The organism is Pyxidicoccus caerfyrddinensis (assembly GCF_010894405.1).
GTDB classification, from domain to species: domain Bacteria; phylum Myxococcota; class Myxococcia; order Myxococcales; family Myxococcaceae; genus Myxococcus; species Myxococcus caerfyrddinensis.
This window is the reverse complement of record NZ_JAAIYA010000010.1, coordinates 23,092-42,146: the sequence shown is the minus strand read 5'-3', so window position 1 is coordinate 42,146 and position 19,055 is coordinate 23,092. Positions and strand designations below refer to the sequence as shown.

Sequence of the window (19,055 nt, the reverse complement as noted above, 5' to 3'; positions counted from 1 at the left end):
TGAACCCTCCACTTCCAGAATCCAGGAGTGATGGGCCGTGGCCGTTTGCCACCCCGGCGGGTCAATTTCACCCGAAAGGGCTCGCAATTCGGGAGCCCCGCTGGAGCCATCGACACATGCCTCGGATTTCACACCTTCGCTCGAGCTTCGCTGCACTCCTGGCCGTCGCGCTGCTGCCCCTGGTGGGCTGTGGCGGCGGTGAGGGCAAGGTCACGGTGCTGATGACCGACGCCCCGGGTGACAACCTCAAGACCGCGGTCGTCACCATCTCCGAGATCTACCTGCAGGGCGGTGGCGACGACGACAGCAACGACGATGACGACGTCATCGGGAAGTCCAACGGCGACAAGGGCGGCCGCGTGGTGCTGCTCGACGAGCCCGTCACGGTGAGCCTGCTGGACCTGGCCAACAAGACGTCGGAGCTGGTGTCGGACGCGGTGGTCCCCAACGGTGACTACTCCGAGATTCGCTTCGTCATCACCGGCGGCTACATCGAGGTGAAGAACGCGGACGGCTCCACGTCCATCTTCGCCTCCTCCAACGACTACGCCGAGCTCCCCGAGGGAGCCGAGGTCTCCGGCGCCCTCCACATGCCGAGCTACGGCAGCTCCGGCCTCAAGGTGAAGTTCACCGAGAAGCTGAGCATCGAGGGCGAGCAGAAGATCCTCCTGGTGGACTTCGACGTCGCGCAGAGCTTCGGCAAGGAGGCGGGTGGCTCGGGCCGCTGGGTGATGAGCCCGGTCATCAAGTCCGCCGAAGTCACGGCGTCCGGCAGCATCAACGTGACGCTGGCGAAGGGCACTGGCGTGTCCCTGCCGGTGGTGGACGGCCACCAGGTCACCCTGGGCGACTTCCGCGCGGTGATGATCAACGCCGCGGGCAGCCGCGAGGAGCTGGCGCTGGCCGACAGCGACGGCAACGGCACCTTCGAGGCGAGCTTCAAGTTCCTCATCCCGGGCACCTTCTCGCTGAGCATCGCGGGGCCCGAGGGCGTCACCTTCAACACCTCGCCGGATGCCCCGGTGACGGTGGAGCTGGGGTCCGGCAAGGACCTCACGCAGGCCTTCACGCTCACCGACGCGCAGCAGGAGTAGCGCGAGCGAGCGTAACAGCGCAGTTGGGTCGGCGCGGGGCCGACCCAGACGAGGCGTCGGGGCGTGCTCCCCGGCGCCTCGTTTTTTTTGTCCCGCCCCCGCCTCGCGTCACGCCCGCGCGTCTTGACTCAGTAGACGACGAGCGGATGCGGCGGGTGGTAGCTGACGATGGTCAGCACGGGGATGCGCGGCGCCTCCTCGTCCCCATCGGTGCCGCCGGAGGTGACGCGCATGCCGTCGAAGCGGGCGAGGATGACGTAGTCGCGGCGGGTCTCCAGGAAGGGGTCCGCGCGCGGCAGCCGCCCGAGCGCCTCACGCCCCGTCTCGTCGGAGATGTTGTCGTAGTGCTTGCGCGTGACGGTGCGCTCCCCGCGCTCGCGCGACGTCACCGTGCCGCCGATGCGCCCGGGCCCGGTGAGCTGCGTCTGCCCGTCCAGGTCGCCGGAGTACGAGGACAGCGTGTCGGAGTGCTCGCTGTAGCCCACCGGCGCGTCCGTCTCCACCGAGGTGAGCGTCTGCTCCACCAGCCACACCGTGGGGCGCTCGCCCTCCGTGCGCTGGTCCGCGACACGGGCGCGCAGCATCACGTAGCGGCCCTTGTACGTGTCCGGCTGGTCCATGGCGGACGACAGGGAGAAGATGGGAATCCGCCGCTCGTGGAGGTACTGCAATTCGCCCGACACGCTGCCGCCGCGCTGGGCCACCACACGGGCGATGAGCGCCGCGCCCTCGGGCCGCACGCGCAGGTCCTCCGCCCAGGCCCGGTCGAGCAGCGCGTTGAGCTGCGTGAAGGGGGTGTTCTCGATGCACGCCTTGAGCGCGGCCCAGCCTTCATCGCGCGACTCGGACTGGAGCCGGCGAGCGGCGGCCTCGCACAGGGCGGGATTCGGGTAGCGCGCGGCGAAGGCCTTCGGGTCCGCCACGGCGCTGGGCCCGGGCGGCTCGGCAGGCGCGGCGGGAGGCCGCTCGGCGAAGGCTTCCTTTCGGGGCGGCGGCTCCGTCCACGTGACGTGCGAATGCGAGGCGCCGCAGCCGGCGGCGAACGAGCCCAGCAGGGCCCAGGTGGGGAGCATCCAGGGATGGCGGAGCATGGAAGGAACTCCTAGAGCGAGGCGGAGCCAGACTGGGTGGAGCGGTTGTGCTCCCGGACCGTGGGCGCGGAGCGCGAGCCCGACGAAGGCGACGGCAGCACCATGGAGCACGCGTCCGAGCAGCGGTCGCTGAGGCACGCGAGCGTCGCCGGCGGCGCCAGCTGCTGGGACACGTCCGAGTAGCAGCGGTCGCCCGTACCAGGGCAGCCCGCGCGCGCGGCGCACTCGCAGCACGGCGAGGCCACCGTGGCCATGAACTGCACGTCCTGCAGCACGGCGGACAGGGCGCGGTAGCAGGCGCGAGCGGTGGGCGCGAAGCGGCCCTTCGCGTCCACGACGGGCGCGGTGCCGTCCAGGCCGCACTGGTCCACGGCGGTGGTGTAGCGGCGCTCGCACAGGGCGGTGAGCGTCGCGTCCGGGCGGCCCTCGCGGATGGTGCTCACGGCCTCCGAGCACAGCGCCTTCGCGACATCCTGGAGGATCTTCCGGTTGGCGGTGTCCTGGCTGTCGTTGGGAGCGCTGGAGGACAGGTCGGCCTCGAAGACGCACTCCTTCCCCGCGCGCAGGGTGTCGATGGTGCACGCCCATGCGGTAGGCGAGTCGTCCGCGAGGGGCGGCGCCGCGAGCGCTTCGGGAGGAAGAGCGGGCGCGCTGCCTTCCGGCGCCGCGCCCAGCAGGAACAGGGAGACGAGGAGGGCCTTCATGGACCAGGCAGGTTAGGACGTTGCGTCCCCAGGCACAAACGCCCTCGCGCGCGACTGTTCCGTCCTCCCCTTCCCTACCCTCGTGGGTGGGGCCTTCGTCCGCCCCACGACGATGGGCTTCTCTATCAACTCCGGCGCCGTGGCCCCGCCGTCCTTCGGGTCCGCCACCCACTCCGGCTCGCGCACCGTGTCGCCGGCCATCCACGCCCGGGGCACGCGCCGGATGCCTACCGGGTACAGGGTCAGCCGCCCCTCCCTGTCTATCTTCAGCCGGAGGAAGTTCTTCCAATCCGGAATGGCCAGCGACGAGAACGCCTCGTTGGGATGACACCCGAACACATTGAGGGAGATGAGCAGGTACACCCCCATCAGCGTGGGCCCGACGACGAAGCCCCCGGCGAACAGCAGCAGCCCGCTGCACACGTCCCGACGCAGGCTGTCACCGCCGCCCACCAACACCCCTGACAGCGCGGACGCGGCCCATGTCAGCAGCAGGGCCGCTACCAGATGCGCGACGCCATGGAGCCCTCCCGCCACGCGCTTCCACCAGACACCCCGGCGTCCATCCGCGAAGGCCATCATCCCCATCACCAGCAGCGCCGCCATCAACATCGAGCCGGTGTTCTCGATGGCCCCGGACAGCACCGAGATGAACGAGTGGGACGTCCCGGTGCCATTCAAGTCCGCCGCGAGCCCCCAGCCGAGCAGCGCGTAGAGGATGCCGGTGAACACGCCGAACCACGGGTTGTGGCCGAGGAAGCCCAGGTTGCGCCACGTCAGGCGCTGGGACACCTCGCGGGTGGGGAAGCTCTCCTGGAGGACGTAGCCGTCCGGGCGCGAGTCCACGCGAGGCAGGTGCGTGGGGTGCAGGAAGGCGCCACCGCCGCCCGCGACAATCTTCTGCCGCCCCTCCTCGTTCTCATGGCGCCGGTAGTGGTGCAGGTCCCCCGCGAGGAAGACGCTCACCTTCTTCCCGAGCACCATCTCCTCGAGGAAGGTGATGTTGTTGTCGAGGAACTCGCGGCCGGCATGGGGCTTCACCTGCTGGTAGATCCACGCGGGCTCCGCGTTGCAGAGGATGACGCGGTCGCCGTCGCCCATCTTCTTCGCCACGTTCTCGAAGAACTCCACCTGCGCGGCGTCCACGTCCGACTCCAGCTGCATGTCCGTGCCCAGCAGCCACCACCCACGAGGCAGCTTGAGCGCGAAGTAGCTGCGCCGCTGGTGCGTGCGCCAGGCCTTGGACTGCCGGCCCTGGCAGAACAGGCGCAGGAAGGACACCAGCCCGTCGTACCAGTCATGATTGCCGGGCACGGCGAACAGGTGCGGCGGCTGGCGGCCGTGGAACATCGCGGCCTCGTAGGGGCGCACCGTGCGGGCCTGGTACTCGTCCACGCTCGCGGTGGGGTACACTTGGTCGCCGCCGAAGACGAGCACGTCGCCTCCCTGTGTCACGTGCGTGGTGCCGGTGGGGTCCTTGAGGGACAGCTCCGACTTCGTGACGGCGAGGGCCACGGCATAGGTGCTGTCCCAGCCGTCGCCCAGGTCGGCCACGTAGTCCAGCCACAGCTCGTCCCTCGGGCGTCCGGCGTCATCCAGGGTGAAGTCGAAGAAGTACGGCTGCGGAGAGGCCACCGCGTCCAGCAGCCGGCGATCCGCCTGCTTGCCGATGGTCGCCGACAGGAGCGACTTCACGCCCGCCTTCGCGAGCACGCCCGGGTCGAACCAGCACACCATCTTCCGCCCGGGCGGAGCGGCGGGCTGGGGCGCGCGGCCCCTGCCTGGAATGGCCTTCACGTCGACAGTCAGGGTCTCGGACATGGTGCGCCTCCGCTCGGTTCGAGTGCGGAGGCTGGCGCCGTGACGCCACCGTGGCGGCCAGCGTCGGGCCGCTCGGTTCCTCCTCACGCCGGGGGCGGTGGAGCAGCCATCCCCTGGGTTTCCATGACCAATTCGCGCTCGAGGCCCGGTCTCGCGACCGGCGCGTAGCGGTCCCACAGCGGCCCGAGGAAGAAGCGCCCGAAGCGGGCCATGGCGGACAGCCCCGCGCTTCCCCGGCGGGCCGGGTGCATGCTGGAGATGAGCTCGAGAAGCTGCCCCACCCCGAGCGTCAACATGCCGGCGCCCACCACGGGCCCCCGGGCATCCGGGCCCTCGTGGAGCAGGCAGTGGAGCCGGGTGGTGTCCCTCCACAGGGAGGCGCCGGTGTAGCGGATGGCGCGGGTGCCTTCGAGGAAGTACTCGCGTCCCTCGTGGGCGAAGCGCAGGCCGTAGTTCATCAGCCGGATGCGGGGGTCTTCGCGGGACTGGAAGAGGTTGAAGCTGCCCTGCCGCACGGGGACGTCCTCGCCGAAGGGCGCGTAGTCGAGCCGGGCCACCAGGCGCGCGGTGTGGCGCACGTCGCTGACGAACGCGTCCATGTCGTCCACGGCGATGGTGAGGTGGATGGTGAGGGGCCGGGCGTCGGGATGGAGGGCACCGGCCATCGGGTCCGTGGGGCCAAGGGCAAAGGGGCCAGTCAATGACTCGCGGAAGGTCAGGTCGGCGGCGGGCTCGGTGGTCAGCGTCATCTCGGGGGTGAGCGGCAGGCCCTGCTCACCGCGCACGGTGAGGTAGCGCCACGTGTCCGAGTAGCCCATGTCGATGAGGGAGGCGGCAGTGACACGCCCGTCGTAGAGGTCCGTGTCGAGCGGAAGCGGACGCTCGGGCTTCACGAGGTGGACGGCGATGGGACGGCGGTGGCCCATCACCTCCTCGCCCGCGAGGATGCGCTCGTTGATTTCGCGCACGCGCTCCAGTTGCTCGAAGAGGGCGCCGTTGGCGCTCAGTTCCATGAGGTGGGCGTACTGCTGGAGGAGACCCCGGCCATAGCGCGGCGTGTTGCCGATGCACCACAGCACCCAGATGACGTCCGCGCCCCGGCGCACGGCTTCCATGAGGTTGCCGTCCTGGATCCACAGCGAGTCGGTGTAGAGCGTGCCGTCGCGATTCACAGGCGGCATGAGGATGGGCGGCGAGACGCCGGCCACCAGCAGGTCCGTGTCCACGCGCGTGTGCGGGATGACCTCGTTCACCTTGCGGGCGAAGTCGCAGACGTTGAAGGTGCCATCGAGGACCTTGCTGGCGCGGACGGCCGCGGCGTCCACGCCCAGGTGGGGCAGGACGCGCTGCACGAGTGCACCGGCATCTCCCAGGGCCTCCACGTCGAGCAGGTCCACCGGCTTCCGGGGTGCGGCGAAGGTGAGGAAGTCCTTCACGGCGAGCGTCCGCCACCGATGGCAGAGCTCCTGAGGTGACTGGCCGGCGAGCAGCATGGCCAGGTTGAGGATGCCGCTCGAAGTGCCGTCGGCATGCTGGAAGACGACGCCCGCGTCCGCGAGGGCCCGAATCGCACCGGCCTGCCACGCGACACGCATGCCGCCGCCCACGAGGATGAGCGAGCGCTTCCGGCCATCCCTGCTGCCGATGAGTCCTGTCGAACCGGCGCTCTTCGCAGCGGGCCGGAGAGCCTTGGCCTCGCCCTTCCCCCGTCGCGAGACGGCGGCGGACAGTCGCGCCATGACACCGGACTTCTCACGCGGAGCGGGGGGGACGGAAGGTTGTTCGATGACGTGCGGCGCCGCACGGGAGACGACCTCTGCGGAGGCGTGCGCGCTGACACCGGGCTCCCTGCGCGTTGAAGCGGCGGGTCGAGGCGCCACGACGCCAGACGTTTCACGGCTCACGGTGACGGGAGAGCGTCCCCTGGCTTCGGACTCGCCGCGCCGCGAACTACCGCTGACCGGGCGCGTGCTGGCACCTTCTTTTTCGAGTCGCGCAGCGGGAGCGCGGGCAGCGATTTGTCGCGCCCTGGCGCCAGGCTCCTCGCGGCGCGAGCCGGCAGCACCCCGTCGCACCGCGGCCCCTGACTCTTCACGCCGCGAACCGGTGGGCGCTCGTCCCCTCCCGCCCTCATCCCGTCGCGGCTCACCACCGGCCCGTGCTTCCTTGCGCCTGAGCGTGAGGTAGCCGAATGACAGCGCGCCACCGAGCAGGTTCCCGACCACCGCTCCCATGACCAGAGGAGACAGCCGTCCCCGCGGAGCGGACGGACCCACCGCTCCCCTACCCGGCGCCCCGTCCCCACGGGCGGGGACGGAGCCGCGCGGCTGTCCATCCCTCTCACCCTCTGGTTCGGGAACTTCGCTGTCGTGAGGAGTGCTGGACGGTTCGGCTGGCATGACGCGCACCCCACGTCTCGACTCGACCAGACCAATCGCGCTGAGGACTGCGTCACGAAGGGCCTGCCCCCCTCCGGCACGTCGTCAGCCAGGGGAACCTGCGACAAACCTGGGGAGCACCCGCGCGGCGTGCAACCCCATCACTTCCACAGCTTCTGGTACCAGGTCGGCTCCTTCGCCTTCGGGGCATCCTTCCCCATGCGCTCGCGGATGGTCGCCTGGGACCAACCGGTGAGGCTTGCGAGCGTCTGCACCTCACGCTCCCTCCGCTCATTCACGCGCTCCCAGTACCCCTTGGCCGCGCTGCACTGCGCCTGTCCCTGGAACGCGTGGCGCAGGATGTACCGCCCCTGGAACGTCTGCTGGTCAGCCGTCTCCTGGAACACGAGGTCCTCGGGGAAGTGCGCCGAGTCGTAGCGGACATGCAAACGTGTGAGGAACGCGGTCTCATACGACTGCCCGTCGCGCCAGAAGACCCCGAGCCCCTTGAGCTCCTCGGGAGACAGCGGGTCCGCCGAGCACGGGTCGCACCACCCCATGTCCCAGAAGTACTCGGTGAGCAGCGCGCGCCGGCCGGCCTTCTCGTGGGCCTGCTCGAACAGGGCCTTGTAGAACGCACCGAAGTCACCCTTCACGAAGCCGGGAATCTCCACATCCGAGGGGACCTTCACCGTGCGGTAGTTGGTGGACTCCACGCGCCCCTTGCGGGTGAGCGTGTAGATGACTAGGTCCTGCGGACCGTCGGCGTTGGCCATGCCCAGGCGGATGGGCAGCATGAACTTCTTCGACTCGAAGGCCATCTGCAGCGGTCGCAGGTACTGGAAGCCGCCCGCGCGCTGGTTCTTGACGTTCACCTTCGCCACGAAGAACTTCATGTCCTGCTTGATGTACGGCTGCAGCGCGGCGGACGAGCGCGCCGGCACCTTGTAGCCACTCTCGCGCAGCCACGTCTCCAGTCCGTCGGACTGCTTCGCGGACAGGATGACGATGTCGTACTCGCCCACCGTGTACTGGGCCTCCACCGTCACGCCGAGTGTCTTCGAGCGGGCCGAGCTCATCTTCTCGGCGGCGGCCGTGGTCGGAGCCGACTTGTACATGCGGCCGTCGTAGTCGACGGGCTCCTGGCAGGGGTCCTCGTCGAAGTACTCCACGAGGCGCGGCGACGAGTACGCGTCCAGGTGCTCCAGGTGCTTGCGCTCGCCGATGTGGATCTGGTCCCGCTCCAGCACGGCGGGCACGGGCACCACGAGGGCGAAGTCGGTCAGCTCGCCCTTGAAGTCGTTGGACATGGTGATGACGGTGCGCTCGCCGTCGCGCACGAGCACCACCTGGCTGGCCTGGTTGAAGAGCTTCGCGTCTGCCTGCGCGACGTAGAAGCCACAGAAGGCGTGGGCGCTTCGCGGTGCGGCCAGGAGCGCCAGCGCGCTCACGGCGACGCGGAGGAGGTTGCGGGCAGCGGAGGGCACTCGGGAGTCCTTTCGATGGAGGGATGGGCCACGGCGACGGGCCAGCGGAACCGGGCCGAGGGCAGCAGCCGGTCGACGAGCGGCACGGCGGGAGACAGCAGACACAGGGACCAGATGAGCGCGTTGTTCACCCAGAACCCGTGCTGGAGGATGAAGGCGAGCAGCGCGACGCTGGCGGCGAAGCCCACGCGGGCCACGCGCCGGTCGGGCGTCGTCTTCGGGTCGGAGATCATGAAGAAGGTGAAGAGGATGAGGCTGCCCACGTTGAGTTGGTGCAGCAGCACCTCGGGGCGCTGGCCCAGGTAGAGGACGCGCCCGGCCTTGAGTGCGACCCAGCTCGCGAGGAACGCGAGGCTCACGTCCGAGCGGAACGAGCGGTGCGCCACGGCGAGACCGAAGATGCCGAACCAGGCGAGGAGGCCGGCGCTCTCACCCCATTGACTGGGCGAGCACCACGCGCCGAGCGCGAGCATGCACACTGCGAGGCCCAGGTTGGTGGGGTTGAAGATGTGTTTGCCGCGCACACGGATGACGAACTTGCTGGAGATGGCGACGAAGGCGGCGAGCGCGGGCACCCAGGGTGTGTCGGTGCGCAGCAGCAGGGACAGCCCCAGCGAGCTGATGAGCGCGGACCGATAGCCGGCGTCCGGCACGCGCATCAGCCGCGTCATGCCCCACTGCGTCGCGCAGGCGGTGGCGATGATGAGCGGGGGCTGCCACGGCGGCACGTCGAAGTGCAGCACGGAGAGTCCGGCCGCGAGAAATGAGCTCAGGAAGGCAAGCTGAAGGAGGCGCGGGTCTTCGGGCCACCACGACCGGAGGCGTTGGGCATCCATGGTGAAGCCATCAACGCACCACGGGGCCGGTGGGTTTTATGAAGTGGATTCGAGCAAGATGCCGCCCCAGCCCCTTGCGCGAGGTGGACCGGTGAGCACGGACTGGAAGCCCTATGAAGACGGAGCCTCGCTCGGGTGGATGGGCTCGCAGGGCGGCACGATTGCCCGCGACGAGGACTTCGCCGGGCAGGTGCGCCTCACCTACGAGGTGGATGACTCGCGCTCCTTCCACGCCCTCACCTGCTCCGTGGCGGGGTGGCTGCTCCACTACCGCTTCTTCGACAACGCCGCCGAGGCCACCGCCGCCTTCGACGCGATGAAGCCCGCGCTGGAGGAACTGCTCGGCAAGCTCACCGAGGGCGGCCCGAAGTCTCCCGCCGAGGCCCGCGCCGGAGGCCCCCTCCTCGCCGCGTTCATGGCCCGCTTCTCCTGACGTTCCGCGTCCGAGGGCCCGGGTCATCCGGGCCCCGCCGCGAATGAAATGGCGTTCGCGTTAAGGTGCGGCCCTTCGCCCTTTGCGTTCCGGGTCGTCCCCCATGCATCCATTCCGCTTCACCGCTCCGGTGTCCTTCCGGGCGTGCGCCGTGCTGCTCACCCTGCTCTGCGCGCGAGCCCATGCCCAGGCCGAGCCGACGTCGGTTACCATCGTCGGCTCCTTCCAGTCCGAGCTCGGCTGTCCCGGAGACTGGGACCCGGCCTGCGGCAGCACGTCGCTGGAGCGCAACGCGGCGGACGGCATCTGGCGCCGGCTCTACACCGTCCCGGGAGGTCCCCAGGAGTTCAAGGTCGCCCTCAACGGCTCGTGGGAGGAGAACTACGGAGCCAATGCCCAGCGTGATGGCGCCAACCTCTCCTTCAGCCACACCGAGGACTTCATCGGCGTGAAGTTCTTCTACGACCCCGTCACCCACTGGGTCACCAACTCGTCGCTCACGCCCATCGCCGTGCTCGCGGGCTCGCTGCAGTCCGAGCTGGGGTGCCCCGGAGATTGGGACCCGGCGTGCATGCGCACGTGGCTGAAGGACATCGACGGGGACGGCGTGCAGGAGCTCCGCATCCCTTCGCTCCCCGCCAATACCTACGAGCTGAAGGTCGCCCACCACGAGAGCTGGGAGGAGAACTACGGACTGAATGGTGAGCGAGATGGGGCCAACATCCCCTTCACGGTGCCCGCGTCCGGCCAGGCCATCCGGTTCCTGTACGAATCCTGGAGCCACCTGCTCACCATCCACGTCGCCGCGCCGACCACCACCACGCTCACCGTCTCTCCGAATCCGTCGAGCCTGGAAGAGAACGTGACGCTCACCGCCTTGGTGAAGGTGACGGACAGCGAGGCCATTCCCTCGGGGACGGTGACGTTCAAGGTGGAAGGCCAGGAGCTGGGCACCTCGCCCGTGGGGCCGGACGGCGTGGCAACGCTGACGACCGCGCCCTTCCCCAGCGGAACGGCCGCCCTCACCGCCGAGTACAGCGGCAACTTCGAGTCGAGCCTCTCGGTACCCGTGATCCTCCAGACCGGGTATCGGACGACGACGACGCTGACCGTCACGCCGGGAAGCGCCACCGCCTACGGGGAGCTGGTCACCCTGGAGGCCACCGTGATGCGTGCGGACCCGGGCATGGGGTCGGCGAGGGGCGACGTCTACTTCCTGAACGGAGACACGGTGCTGGGCTTCGCACAGGTGGATGACTCCGGGAGGGCGACCTTCTCGCTCATGACGTTGGGAGCCGGGGAGCATGAGCTCACGGCCCGGTTCGCGCTGCAGGCGCCGTTCCTCCCCTCCTCCGGCCAGGCCACGCACACCGTCAACCGGGCCGCGACCGAGGTCTTCCTCGGCTCGGACGGAACGCCGCGTCCGTTGGGCCTGCCCATCACCTTCCAGGCGATGGTGCAGCACAGCGGTGTGGCGCCGCGTCCCCCGTCGGGCAGCGTCACCTTCCAGGCCGTCGCGGGTGGCGTCACACAGGAACTGGGGACCTCGGCGCTGAGCGCGCAGGGCGAGGCCTCCATCGTCGTGAGCGGCCTGCCCATGCACACCTACGCGGTGACGGCGACGTACTCGGGAGACGACGGGTTCCAGTCGGCCACGTCCGCCGTGTTCACGCAGGTCGTCACCTTCGTGCGGACGCAGACGGTCATCACCGTGTCGCCGGCCACCAGCGTCTACGGGCAGCCGGTGGACATCCAGGTGGAGGTGCGGCCCGAAACCGCGGTGGAGCAGACGCCCTCGGGGCAGGTCCTGGTGCAGTCGAGCGACGCGGACGGGCCTGGGCTGGAGGTCTCGCTGACGCTCGACGCGGCAGGCAGGGCCAGCCTCCGCACGCCGCTTCCCGAGCCGGGTGAGTACACGGTGGCTGCGGACTACGAAGGCGGCGGCGTCTTCGGCGGAAGCATGTCGAATGCGGCCGCCGTCACGGTCATGCGCGGTGCCTCGCAGGTCGCGCTGGGGTCGTCCCGGATTCAATCGGACAGCGGGCAGGCGGTGACCTTCATCGCGCTGGTGGGCGCGGCACCGCCCGCGGCTGGCACGCCGGGCGGGAGCATGACCTTCCTGGATGGGACGACTGCGCTTGCGACCGTCCCCGTCAACGCGCAGGGCGCGGCGAGCCACACCACCGCGACGCTGACCCCAGGGGAGCACGGCATCACCGCGGCGTACTCGGGTGACACGCGCTTCGAGCCGAATACCTCGGCGGTGGTCGTGCAGGTCGTGAAGGCTCCTGAGCCGCCGGACGCGGGCACGGGCGACCAGGATGGAGGCTCCGCGCCGGATGCCGGCTCATCCACGGACGGTGGAACCGGAGAGCCCGACGCGGGGACCGGCGACGTGGATGCGGGGTCGGCACCGGATGCAGGTGACGGCGACATGGACGCGGGGTCGGCACCGGATGCGGGCTCGGGGAGCACCGATGCGGGCTCAGGTCACGACGATGCAGGCACCGGCGACAGCGACGCAGGCTCGGCGCCGGATGCAGGTGGCGGCAACGCGGACGCCGGCCCGGGTGACACCGACGCGGGCACGGGCAACACGGACGCCGGCCCGGGTGACACCGACGCGGGCACGGGCAACACGGACGCGGGCCTCGGTGATGAAGATGCCGGCAGCACTCCGGGCAACGACGCCGGCACGCAAGGGCAGGACGCGGGCACGGGAACCGGCAACACCGACGCCGGAACCTCCGACGAGCCGGGCGACGAGACCGCCTCGGGCTGTGGCTGCGGCGCGGGCACCGGCGGCGGTTCCCCGCTGCTGCTGCTCGGGATGTGGATGGGCCTCACCGCCATCCAGTCTCGCCGTCGCTCCAGCCGTCAGGCGCGCGGCTGATACGGCCTTCGGAGGGCTCGGGACTCCCGAGCCCTCACGCCGCCGCCGCGCTCAGCTTGGAGACGAGGAACCACAAGAACAGGCCCACGGCCAGGAACCCTCCGCCAACTTTGGCAAGGGACCAGAGCCATTTCTCGCGGGCCTTTTCGCGCTCGTACTCCTCGACGTACTGCCGTGCGGCGACGTTGCCTGAATCCAGCGCGAGCGCCCGCTTCGCATAGGCCGCCCGTTCCCAGCCCCCGCGTCCTTCTCCGATCGCATCCATGTAGATACGGGCAAGCTCGGGACGGGTCGCGGCCTTCACCCGCGCCTCGACCCGCTCGAGCTGCGGGTCCACACGGTCCATACGCCCGTCCTTCCACTGGGACATGAGGGCCCGAGCCACCTCCGTCAGCTCCGGCTCCAGCCCGGCCTCATGCTCGCGACCGGCTTCCGGCACCTCGATGCGTTCGAGCGCCTTGTCCACCCCTGACACGTCGCGTGCCCTGGCGGCCGCCTGCGCCACCCGTGCATGGGCCACGGCCAGCTTCTCACGGGGCTCGCGGCCTCGAGCATCCGTCGCGGCCTTTTCCAGGAGGGTCAGCGCCGTGTCGAACTGCTGCTCGCTCAGCGCACCGTCCACCGCGTCCAACGTCTCCTGAAGGGCCCCCACGCGGTCGGAGCGCAGCCGCGCATGGAGGGCTCGCGCCAGCGCCCCCGTGTCCGCGGCGGCCTCCTTCATCCCCAGCTTCGAGGCCCGGGCCCGCAGCGGCGCCCGCACCGCACCACCGCGGGCCGCCAGCAGGGAGAGCACCGTGTCCTCCAGCGACCCGAGTTCCTCACCCAGTGCTCCCACCAGCGCGGCGTTCGTTTCCTTCTCCGGCATCGCGGACAGGCACGCCTTCAGGTCCACGCCGTCCACGCCCGTCACCCCCAGCCCCATGACGAGCGGCACCGCGTCCGGAGCGCGGCTCGCGCAGAGCACTCGCAGAGCGTCCGCGGCGCCGGGCCCGCGCAGCAGCCCCACGAGCTCCTCTGCCTTCCACTTGCGCAACAAGCCCCGAGCCACGTTCCGGTGGGGCCCATCCTGGTACGCCAACGCCACGAGCGCAGGGACGGCCAGCGCCGGCTGGAGGTCCATCACCGCGTCCTCCACGATGTGCTCCAGCGTCGCACCCGAAGCGAACAGGTTCGTCATCGGGTGGTCGGGAAGCTCCTTGCGCAGCGCCTCGAGCGAGGGCAGGTACTCCGCGTAGTCCTCCTCGGCCTTCAGCACGGAGAGCAGCACCGGAACGTCCTCACCGGTCCCCACGCGGCCCAGCAGGCGCAGCGCGTACAGCGGGGTGATGCCCAGGCCGAACGTGTCGGCGATTTCCTGCGGCCCGTCGGCCACCCATCTGCGCACGTCCTCGCGAATGAGCGTCGCATCCGGCCCCAGGCTGGAGAGTGTCTCCGCCGCCACCGCCACGTCCACGCGGCCCTGGGAGTTGGACAGCAGCAACAGGGTCCGGGTGAAGCCCGGCGTCTTGGCGGGGTCCGCTATCAGCCGGTAGCCGACCAGGACCGCGGTTGGATTCTGGTCGAGCGCCTCCGGGAAGGGCTCGGCGTAGATGAGCCCCACCGGCGTCGGCCCGCGCGCGTTGAAGATGATCGAGGAGTGCTCGCGTCTCACCACGTGCACTCCCGAGTTCAGCCGCTCGTAGCCCAGCTCGAGCTTCACGTCGAACAGCTCCAGCCCGATCCGGTTGTCCACCGTGATGGTCTGCTCGTAGTAGGTCTTCCACGGACCGCGCGAGCGCTCGCGCGACTTGGACACGCGTCCCGAGATGCCCGTGATGCGGACCTGTCCCTCGTTGACCTGGCCGTACCGGGACGGCGCGCCGTCCTCCCCGGCGGCCTGGGTGCTCAACGGGCCGACGAACAACAACACCGCCACGAGGAAGAACCTGCGCATCCCGTCGAGACTACCCGCCTGTCACCTCGCCTTCCAAACCCACTTCCAGGCCGCCGTACTCCGATGGCAACAGTGACAGCGTCCACCCGTGGACCTGCGCGACATGGTGGGTGATGTGCAGACCCAGCCCCTGCCCTTCCAGGCCCCTCGTCCGCGCGGCATTGCCCCGGAAGCTGCGCTCCAGCAGCCGTGAGCGCTCCTCCTCGGGGATGCCCGGCCCGTCGTCGATGACGCGCAGGTGGAAGCGGCCCTGGCGCGGGCTCTCCAGCACCACCGCCACGTGCCCGTCCTCGCGGCCGTGGTGGATGCCGTTGAAGACGACGTTGCTCACCGCCTGCTCGATGAGCGTGACGTCGCCACTCACCCAGACGGGAGCCTCGGGCACGCCACTCTCCAGGGAGATGCGCCGCTGCCGGGCAATGGGCTGGTGCCGCCCGATGACGCGGGCGATGACGGCGTTCAGGTCCACCGGAGCACGCTGAACCTGCGGCGCCCCGGCCTCGAGCCGCGCGGCCGCCGCCAGGTTGTGGACCAGCGAGGCGATGTAGTGGGCCTCGCCCATCGCGGACGCCAGCACCGTCGGCTCCGGGGCCTCTCCGCGCCCGGTGCGCTGCTGCATGGAGGACAGGTGCCCCTGGAGCACGGTGAGCGGTGTCATCACGTCGTGCATGGTGTTGGCGAGGAAGTCCCGCAGCGCCTGCTCGCGAGCCTCCTGCTGCGACAACTGGCTCTGGATCTCCGCGCGAGCCTCCTGGAAGGCCCGCGCCAGCTCGGCGACCTCGTCGTTGCCGCGCACGGAGACAGGCTGCTGGTAGCGGCTGACGGCGGAGGCCCGTACCTCGCCGGTGAGCTGACGGACGCGGCGGACGACGGGCCCCACCGCCACCACCACGGCCACGACGGCGAGCAGTGGCACGAGCAGCACTTCGGGAGGCGGTATGCCCTCGACCGGTGCGCCCGGACCTTCCACACGCCGCGCGAGGACATATGCACAGGGCCCGCCCTCCCAGGGCATGCGCAGCAGCACGTCCAGGACGGCGCGCCCCTCTCGCGTCGAGCGTCGGGCGACCGCGCTCTCTCCCGAGCGGACCGCCTGCCGGACATCCTCGGAGATGACGGGGGCGGACGGGTTGCGAGAGACGAGCTCGTCGTCATAGGGAAAGTGAGCGAAGGCGGGCGGCGGCCTCCCGGAACGCCCCGGTCCGAAGTCGGGAGGCGGTCCCATGTCCGGACGAGGCCGCTGACCGGAGGGCCCACCCGGGCCATTCTCGGAAGGAGGCTCACTGTCTGGAGCGCTCCCACCTCCCTCGAACCCACCGGGTGGCCGGGACGGCTCACGCGGAGGCGGCCCCCTGCGCACCGTCCACGACTCGGGAGCGGCCTCGCAGCGCTCCCGCTCCCCCGCCTGCATCTGCGCGAGCGTGGAGGCTTCGAGCACCTCCTCCTGACTCCGCAGCCGCAGCGAGCGCTGGGCCAGGCTCAACCCCGCGACGACGGGAACCGTCACCGCCACCACCGTGAGCGCCAGGCGCAGTCGCAGCTTCAAGTGCCATCTCCTGGAACGAGCCGGTAGCCCACGCCCCACACCGTCTCCACCCCGTGCTGCGGCCCCAGCTTCCGCCGCAGCCGCGACACATGGACGTCCAGCGTCCGCTCGGTGCCCTCGCGCTCCGGGTCCAGCACGTGCTCCACCAGCCACTGCCGCGTCACCGCCTCACGAGGGCGCCGGGCCAGCGCCGCGAGCAGCGCGAACTCCACGCGCGTCAACTCCACGGGCTGCCCGTGCAGGGATACTTCGTGGGCCTGGAGGTCCACGCGCAGCGGCCCCAGCTCGACGACGGCGTCGGCCTTCTGCAGCGACGGCCGGCGCAGGCGCGCGCGCACCCGCTCGATGAGCTCCTCCGGCCAGAAGGGCTTGGTCATGTAGTCGTCCGCGCCGAGCTTCAGCGCCCGCACCTTGTCGAGGGTGTCATTGCGCGCGCTCAGGATGAGGACGGGCACCTCGGAGAAGGTCCGGAGGGCCTTGAGCATGTCCAGGCCGTAGGTGCCGGGCAGCATCAGGTCCAGCACCACGAGGCTCACCTCGGGCATGCCCTCGGGAGTCAGCCGCCGGCCCTCCCTCCACCACGTGGGCTCGAAGCCCGCGCCCCGTAGGTGCTCGGCAATCTGCGCGCCGAGCTGTGGATCGTCCTCGACGAGCAGGATGCGGTCCCCCATGACCCGTGTCTCCTCACCCGCGCCGGGGCGCCGTGCGCGCGACCGGTGTTGAACTCCACCTCCGGCCAGTACGCACGTCGCCCCCGGGAATCAAGTCACGCGGCGGCGCGAGTGACGGATGTGCTCACCGCTCACCCAGCATCGGGACGGGGAGGCGGCATGCCGCCGTCCCAGCCGGGGGGCGGGCCCATGCCACCATCCCCGCCCGGAGGCGGACCGCCAGGGCCGCCGCTGCCACCCGCCACCTGGCACTGCGCCGAGTCGAGCGACGAGCGGATGACCAGGGTCTTCCAGGCCAGCATCGCGCCGTCCACCATGCGCTCGGTCTGGAACACGTAGTCGGCCACCGAGTCCGCGGAGATGACGTTGTCGTCGCTGTTGGTCGTGTCCCGCGCGCCGCGCGTGTTGTAGAGCGGCTGGCTGTTGACGATCTCGTCGTCGAGGGAGTCCTCGAAGAAGAGCTGCGACGTGACGTACTCGTTGCCGTTGACGCGGATGGTGAAGTGGATGTGGATGGTGCGGCTGCTGTACCAGCCGGGGAAGCAGGTATCGAAGTCCACCCGGCCATTCGCATCCGTCGTCTGCACGCCGCGGAACCACCGAGCGGCCCGCGCCGTGGCATCCCCCGACGTGCAGAAGTCGCTCGCATCCTCACCCGAGTAGAGCCCCTCGGGAGCGGCATGCCAGATGTCGACGGAGGCGCCCGGCACCGGCTTGCAGGACTCGTCCACTACGAGGAGCGCGAGCCGCACGGGCAGCCCGTCATGGCCCTCGCTGATGTCCTTGCGCTCGACGGTGGTCGCATAGCAGGGGCCCAGCGTGGCCGCGCACGTGAGGGTGCACGCCGTGCCGATACCCGAGGAGAACGGGTCGGGATACGAGGTGGCCGCGGTCATCGAAGCGGTGCCACCGGTGGCCCAGTTCGCGGCGGAGCCGGTGCCCGCGTCGGTCCCCGTGCCGGAGTCGGCCGTCGTGTCCGTACCCGCGTCGGTGCTGGTGTCGCCACCCGTGCCGTCCGTGCCCTCGCCGCATGCCATGACGAGCCGCGCGAGCGGCAGGGCCGCCAGCGCCATGCCCATGCCGCGCAGCACCTTCCGGCGTGTCACGACCTCCGCAATGAGGTTCTTCTTGGCGTCGTTGTTCATCCAGGCCCTCCTGAGTGCCGGTCCATTTCCGCCCGTGGCTTCGGGCGTGAGGGTGGTTCTCGTGGAAAGACCTTAAGGAAACCTTGAGGGCCCCCGGGCTATCGTCACCGGGCAATCACGCGGCGGGCGGCTTCATGCGAATGAGAAGGTCCATGTGGGGACTCGGGGTGGTGCTGCTCGCGGTGGTGGGAGCCCTCGGGCTCAAGGCCTTCCGGACGTATCGCTACCAGGCGGCCGTGCTGCGCCCCGCTCCCTCGTCCGTTCCCGTTCCTGAAGCACTGCGCGCCCTGCGCCTGCGCGACGTCACGCTGAAGACGCCGCAGGGGCTGGAAGTCCATGGCTGGTACGTGCCGCCCACGCGCGGCTCGGCCATCGTCTTCGTGCACGGCTCACCGTCGACGCGGCTCGACCTGGTGCGCGAAGCGGAAGAACTGGCGCGGCGCGGACATGGGGCGCTGCTCATCGACATGCCGGGCCATGGAGAGAGCCAGGGGCCACCCACCTGGGGCGCCGAGCACCGGGCCGCGCTGGAGAGAGCGCTCGACTTCCTCACGCATCAACCCGAGGTGGATGCCTCACGCATCGGCGTCTTCGGCTTCTCCATGGGCTGTGCCGTGGCGGTGCGCGTGGCGGCGGACGACAAGCGCGTCGCGGCCGTGGCGCTGGCCGGCGCCTTCACCCGCCTGGAGGACCAGCTCCGCTACGAGTTCCGCGCGTGGGGCCCCGTCACGTACCTGCCGGCCATCGCCGCCAACCGGGACGCGGGGCTGGACGTGGATGAGCTGCACAATGAGGACTTCGTGCCTCGCCTGTCGCCGAGACCGGTGCTCTTCATCGCCGGCACGGACGACCGGGCCGTCCCGCCCGCCATGTCGCAGCGGCTCTACGCGCTCTCCGGCGAGCCCCGCGACTTGCTGCTCGTACCGGGCGCGGGGCACGGCCACTACGCCGACGCGGGCGGAGAGGCGTACCTCTCCCGGGTGGGCGCCTTCTTCGACCACGCCCTGGCGCCGCGCTCGTGAG

Annotated in this window: 14 protein-coding genes; 4 read left to right on the top strand and 10 right to left on the bottom strand. The window is 70.3% G+C overall.

The genetic code is table 11. From position 1 onward, the window contains the following. Positions 1–116 precede the first annotated feature (116 nt). Entirely contained in the window at positions 117–1,094 is a 978-nt protein-coding gene (locus G4D86_RS24415; protein ID WP_163996424.1) for a DUF4382 domain-containing protein, read from the top strand. Positions 1,095–1,222: 128 nt separating this feature from the next. Here the strand turns inward: G4D86_RS24415 and G4D86_RS24410 are convergent, their stop codons facing one another. From G4D86_RS24410 to G4D86_RS24385, 6 genes are all read right to left on the bottom strand, one after another. After that, positions 1,223–2,185, bottom strand: a complete 963-nt coding sequence (locus tag G4D86_RS24410) for a hypothetical protein (protein WP_163996423.1) — start codon at positions 2,183–2,185, stop codon at positions 1,223–1,225. Between the two features lie 11 nt (positions 2,186–2,196). Further along, positions 2,197–2,889, bottom strand: a complete 693-nt coding sequence (locus G4D86_RS24405) for a hypothetical protein (RefSeq protein ID WP_163996422.1) — start codon at positions 2,887–2,889, stop codon at positions 2,197–2,199. 12 nt (positions 2,890–2,901) lie between these two features. Next, a complete protein-coding gene (locus G4D86_RS24400; protein ID WP_240360451.1) occupies positions 2,902–4,710 on the bottom strand; it encodes a metallophosphoesterase in 1,809 nt (602 codons plus the stop codon). 83 nt (positions 4,711–4,793) lie between these two features. Next, on the bottom strand, positions 4,794–6,449 hold the full coding sequence (locus tag G4D86_RS24395) for a patatin-like phospholipase family protein (RefSeq protein WP_163996421.1): 1,656 nt from the start codon (positions 6,447–6,449) through the stop codon (positions 4,794–4,796). An 800-nt stretch (positions 6,450–7,249) separates the two neighbouring features. Then, positions 7,250–8,575 carry a DUF2330 domain-containing protein gene (locus tag G4D86_RS24390; protein ID WP_163996420.1) on the bottom strand — a complete coding sequence of 442 codons (1,326 nt, stop codon included), beginning with the start codon at positions 8,573–8,575 and terminating at the stop codon, positions 7,250–7,252. Further along, entirely contained in the window at positions 8,536–9,411 is an 876-nt protein-coding gene (locus G4D86_RS24385; protein ID WP_163996419.1) for an RnfABCDGE type electron transport complex subunit D, read from the bottom strand. The genes G4D86_RS24390 and G4D86_RS24385 overlap by 40 nt, the downstream gene beginning before the upstream one ends. Positions 9,412–9,502: 91 nt before the next feature. Between G4D86_RS24385 and G4D86_RS24380 the strand changes: the two genes are divergently transcribed. Beyond that, the gene (locus G4D86_RS24380) at positions 9,503–9,844 is read left to right on the top strand and encodes a hypothetical protein (RefSeq protein ID WP_240360450.1); all 342 of its coding nucleotides are present in this window, start codon (positions 9,503–9,505) and stop codon (positions 9,842–9,844) included. A 103-nt stretch (positions 9,845–9,947) separates the two neighbouring features. Continuing rightward, a complete protein-coding gene (locus G4D86_RS24375) occupies positions 9,948–12,737 on the top strand; it encodes an Ig-like domain repeat protein (RefSeq protein ID WP_163996418.1) in 2,790 nt (929 codons plus the stop codon). 34 nt (positions 12,738–12,771) lie between these two features. Here the strand turns inward: G4D86_RS24375 and G4D86_RS24370 are convergent, their stop codons facing one another. The 4 genes from G4D86_RS24370 to G4D86_RS24355 form a co-directional block, all read right to left on the bottom strand. Further along, positions 12,772–14,670: a hypothetical protein gene (locus tag G4D86_RS24370; protein ID WP_163996417.1), complete on the bottom strand. Its 1,899-nt coding sequence runs from the start codon at positions 14,668–14,670 to the stop codon at positions 12,772–12,774. A 10-nt stretch (positions 14,671–14,680) separates the two neighbouring features. Beyond that, positions 14,681–16,216: a sensor histidine kinase gene (locus G4D86_RS24365; protein WP_163996416.1), complete on the bottom strand. Its 1,536-nt coding sequence runs from the start codon at positions 16,214–16,216 to the stop codon at positions 14,681–14,683. Then, positions 16,213–16,887 carry a response regulator transcription factor gene (locus G4D86_RS24360; protein WP_163996415.1) on the bottom strand — a complete coding sequence of 225 codons (675 nt, stop codon included), beginning with the start codon at positions 16,885–16,887 and terminating at the stop codon, positions 16,213–16,215. Before G4D86_RS24360 ends, G4D86_RS24365 begins: the two co-directional genes overlap by 4 nt. A gap of 131 nt (positions 16,888–17,018) precedes the next feature. Continuing rightward, positions 17,019–18,032 (bottom strand): dioxygenase family protein, encoded by a 1,014-nt coding sequence (locus G4D86_RS24355; RefSeq protein WP_163996414.1) that lies wholly within the window; start codon positions 18,030–18,032, stop codon positions 17,019–17,021. Positions 18,033–18,184: 152 nt separating this feature from the next. Between G4D86_RS24355 and G4D86_RS24350 the strand changes: the two genes are divergently transcribed. Further along, a complete protein-coding gene (locus tag G4D86_RS24350) occupies positions 18,185–19,054 on the top strand; it encodes an alpha/beta hydrolase (protein WP_163996413.1) in 870 nt (289 codons plus the stop codon). The last annotated feature ends 1 nt before the right edge of the window (position 19,055 follow it).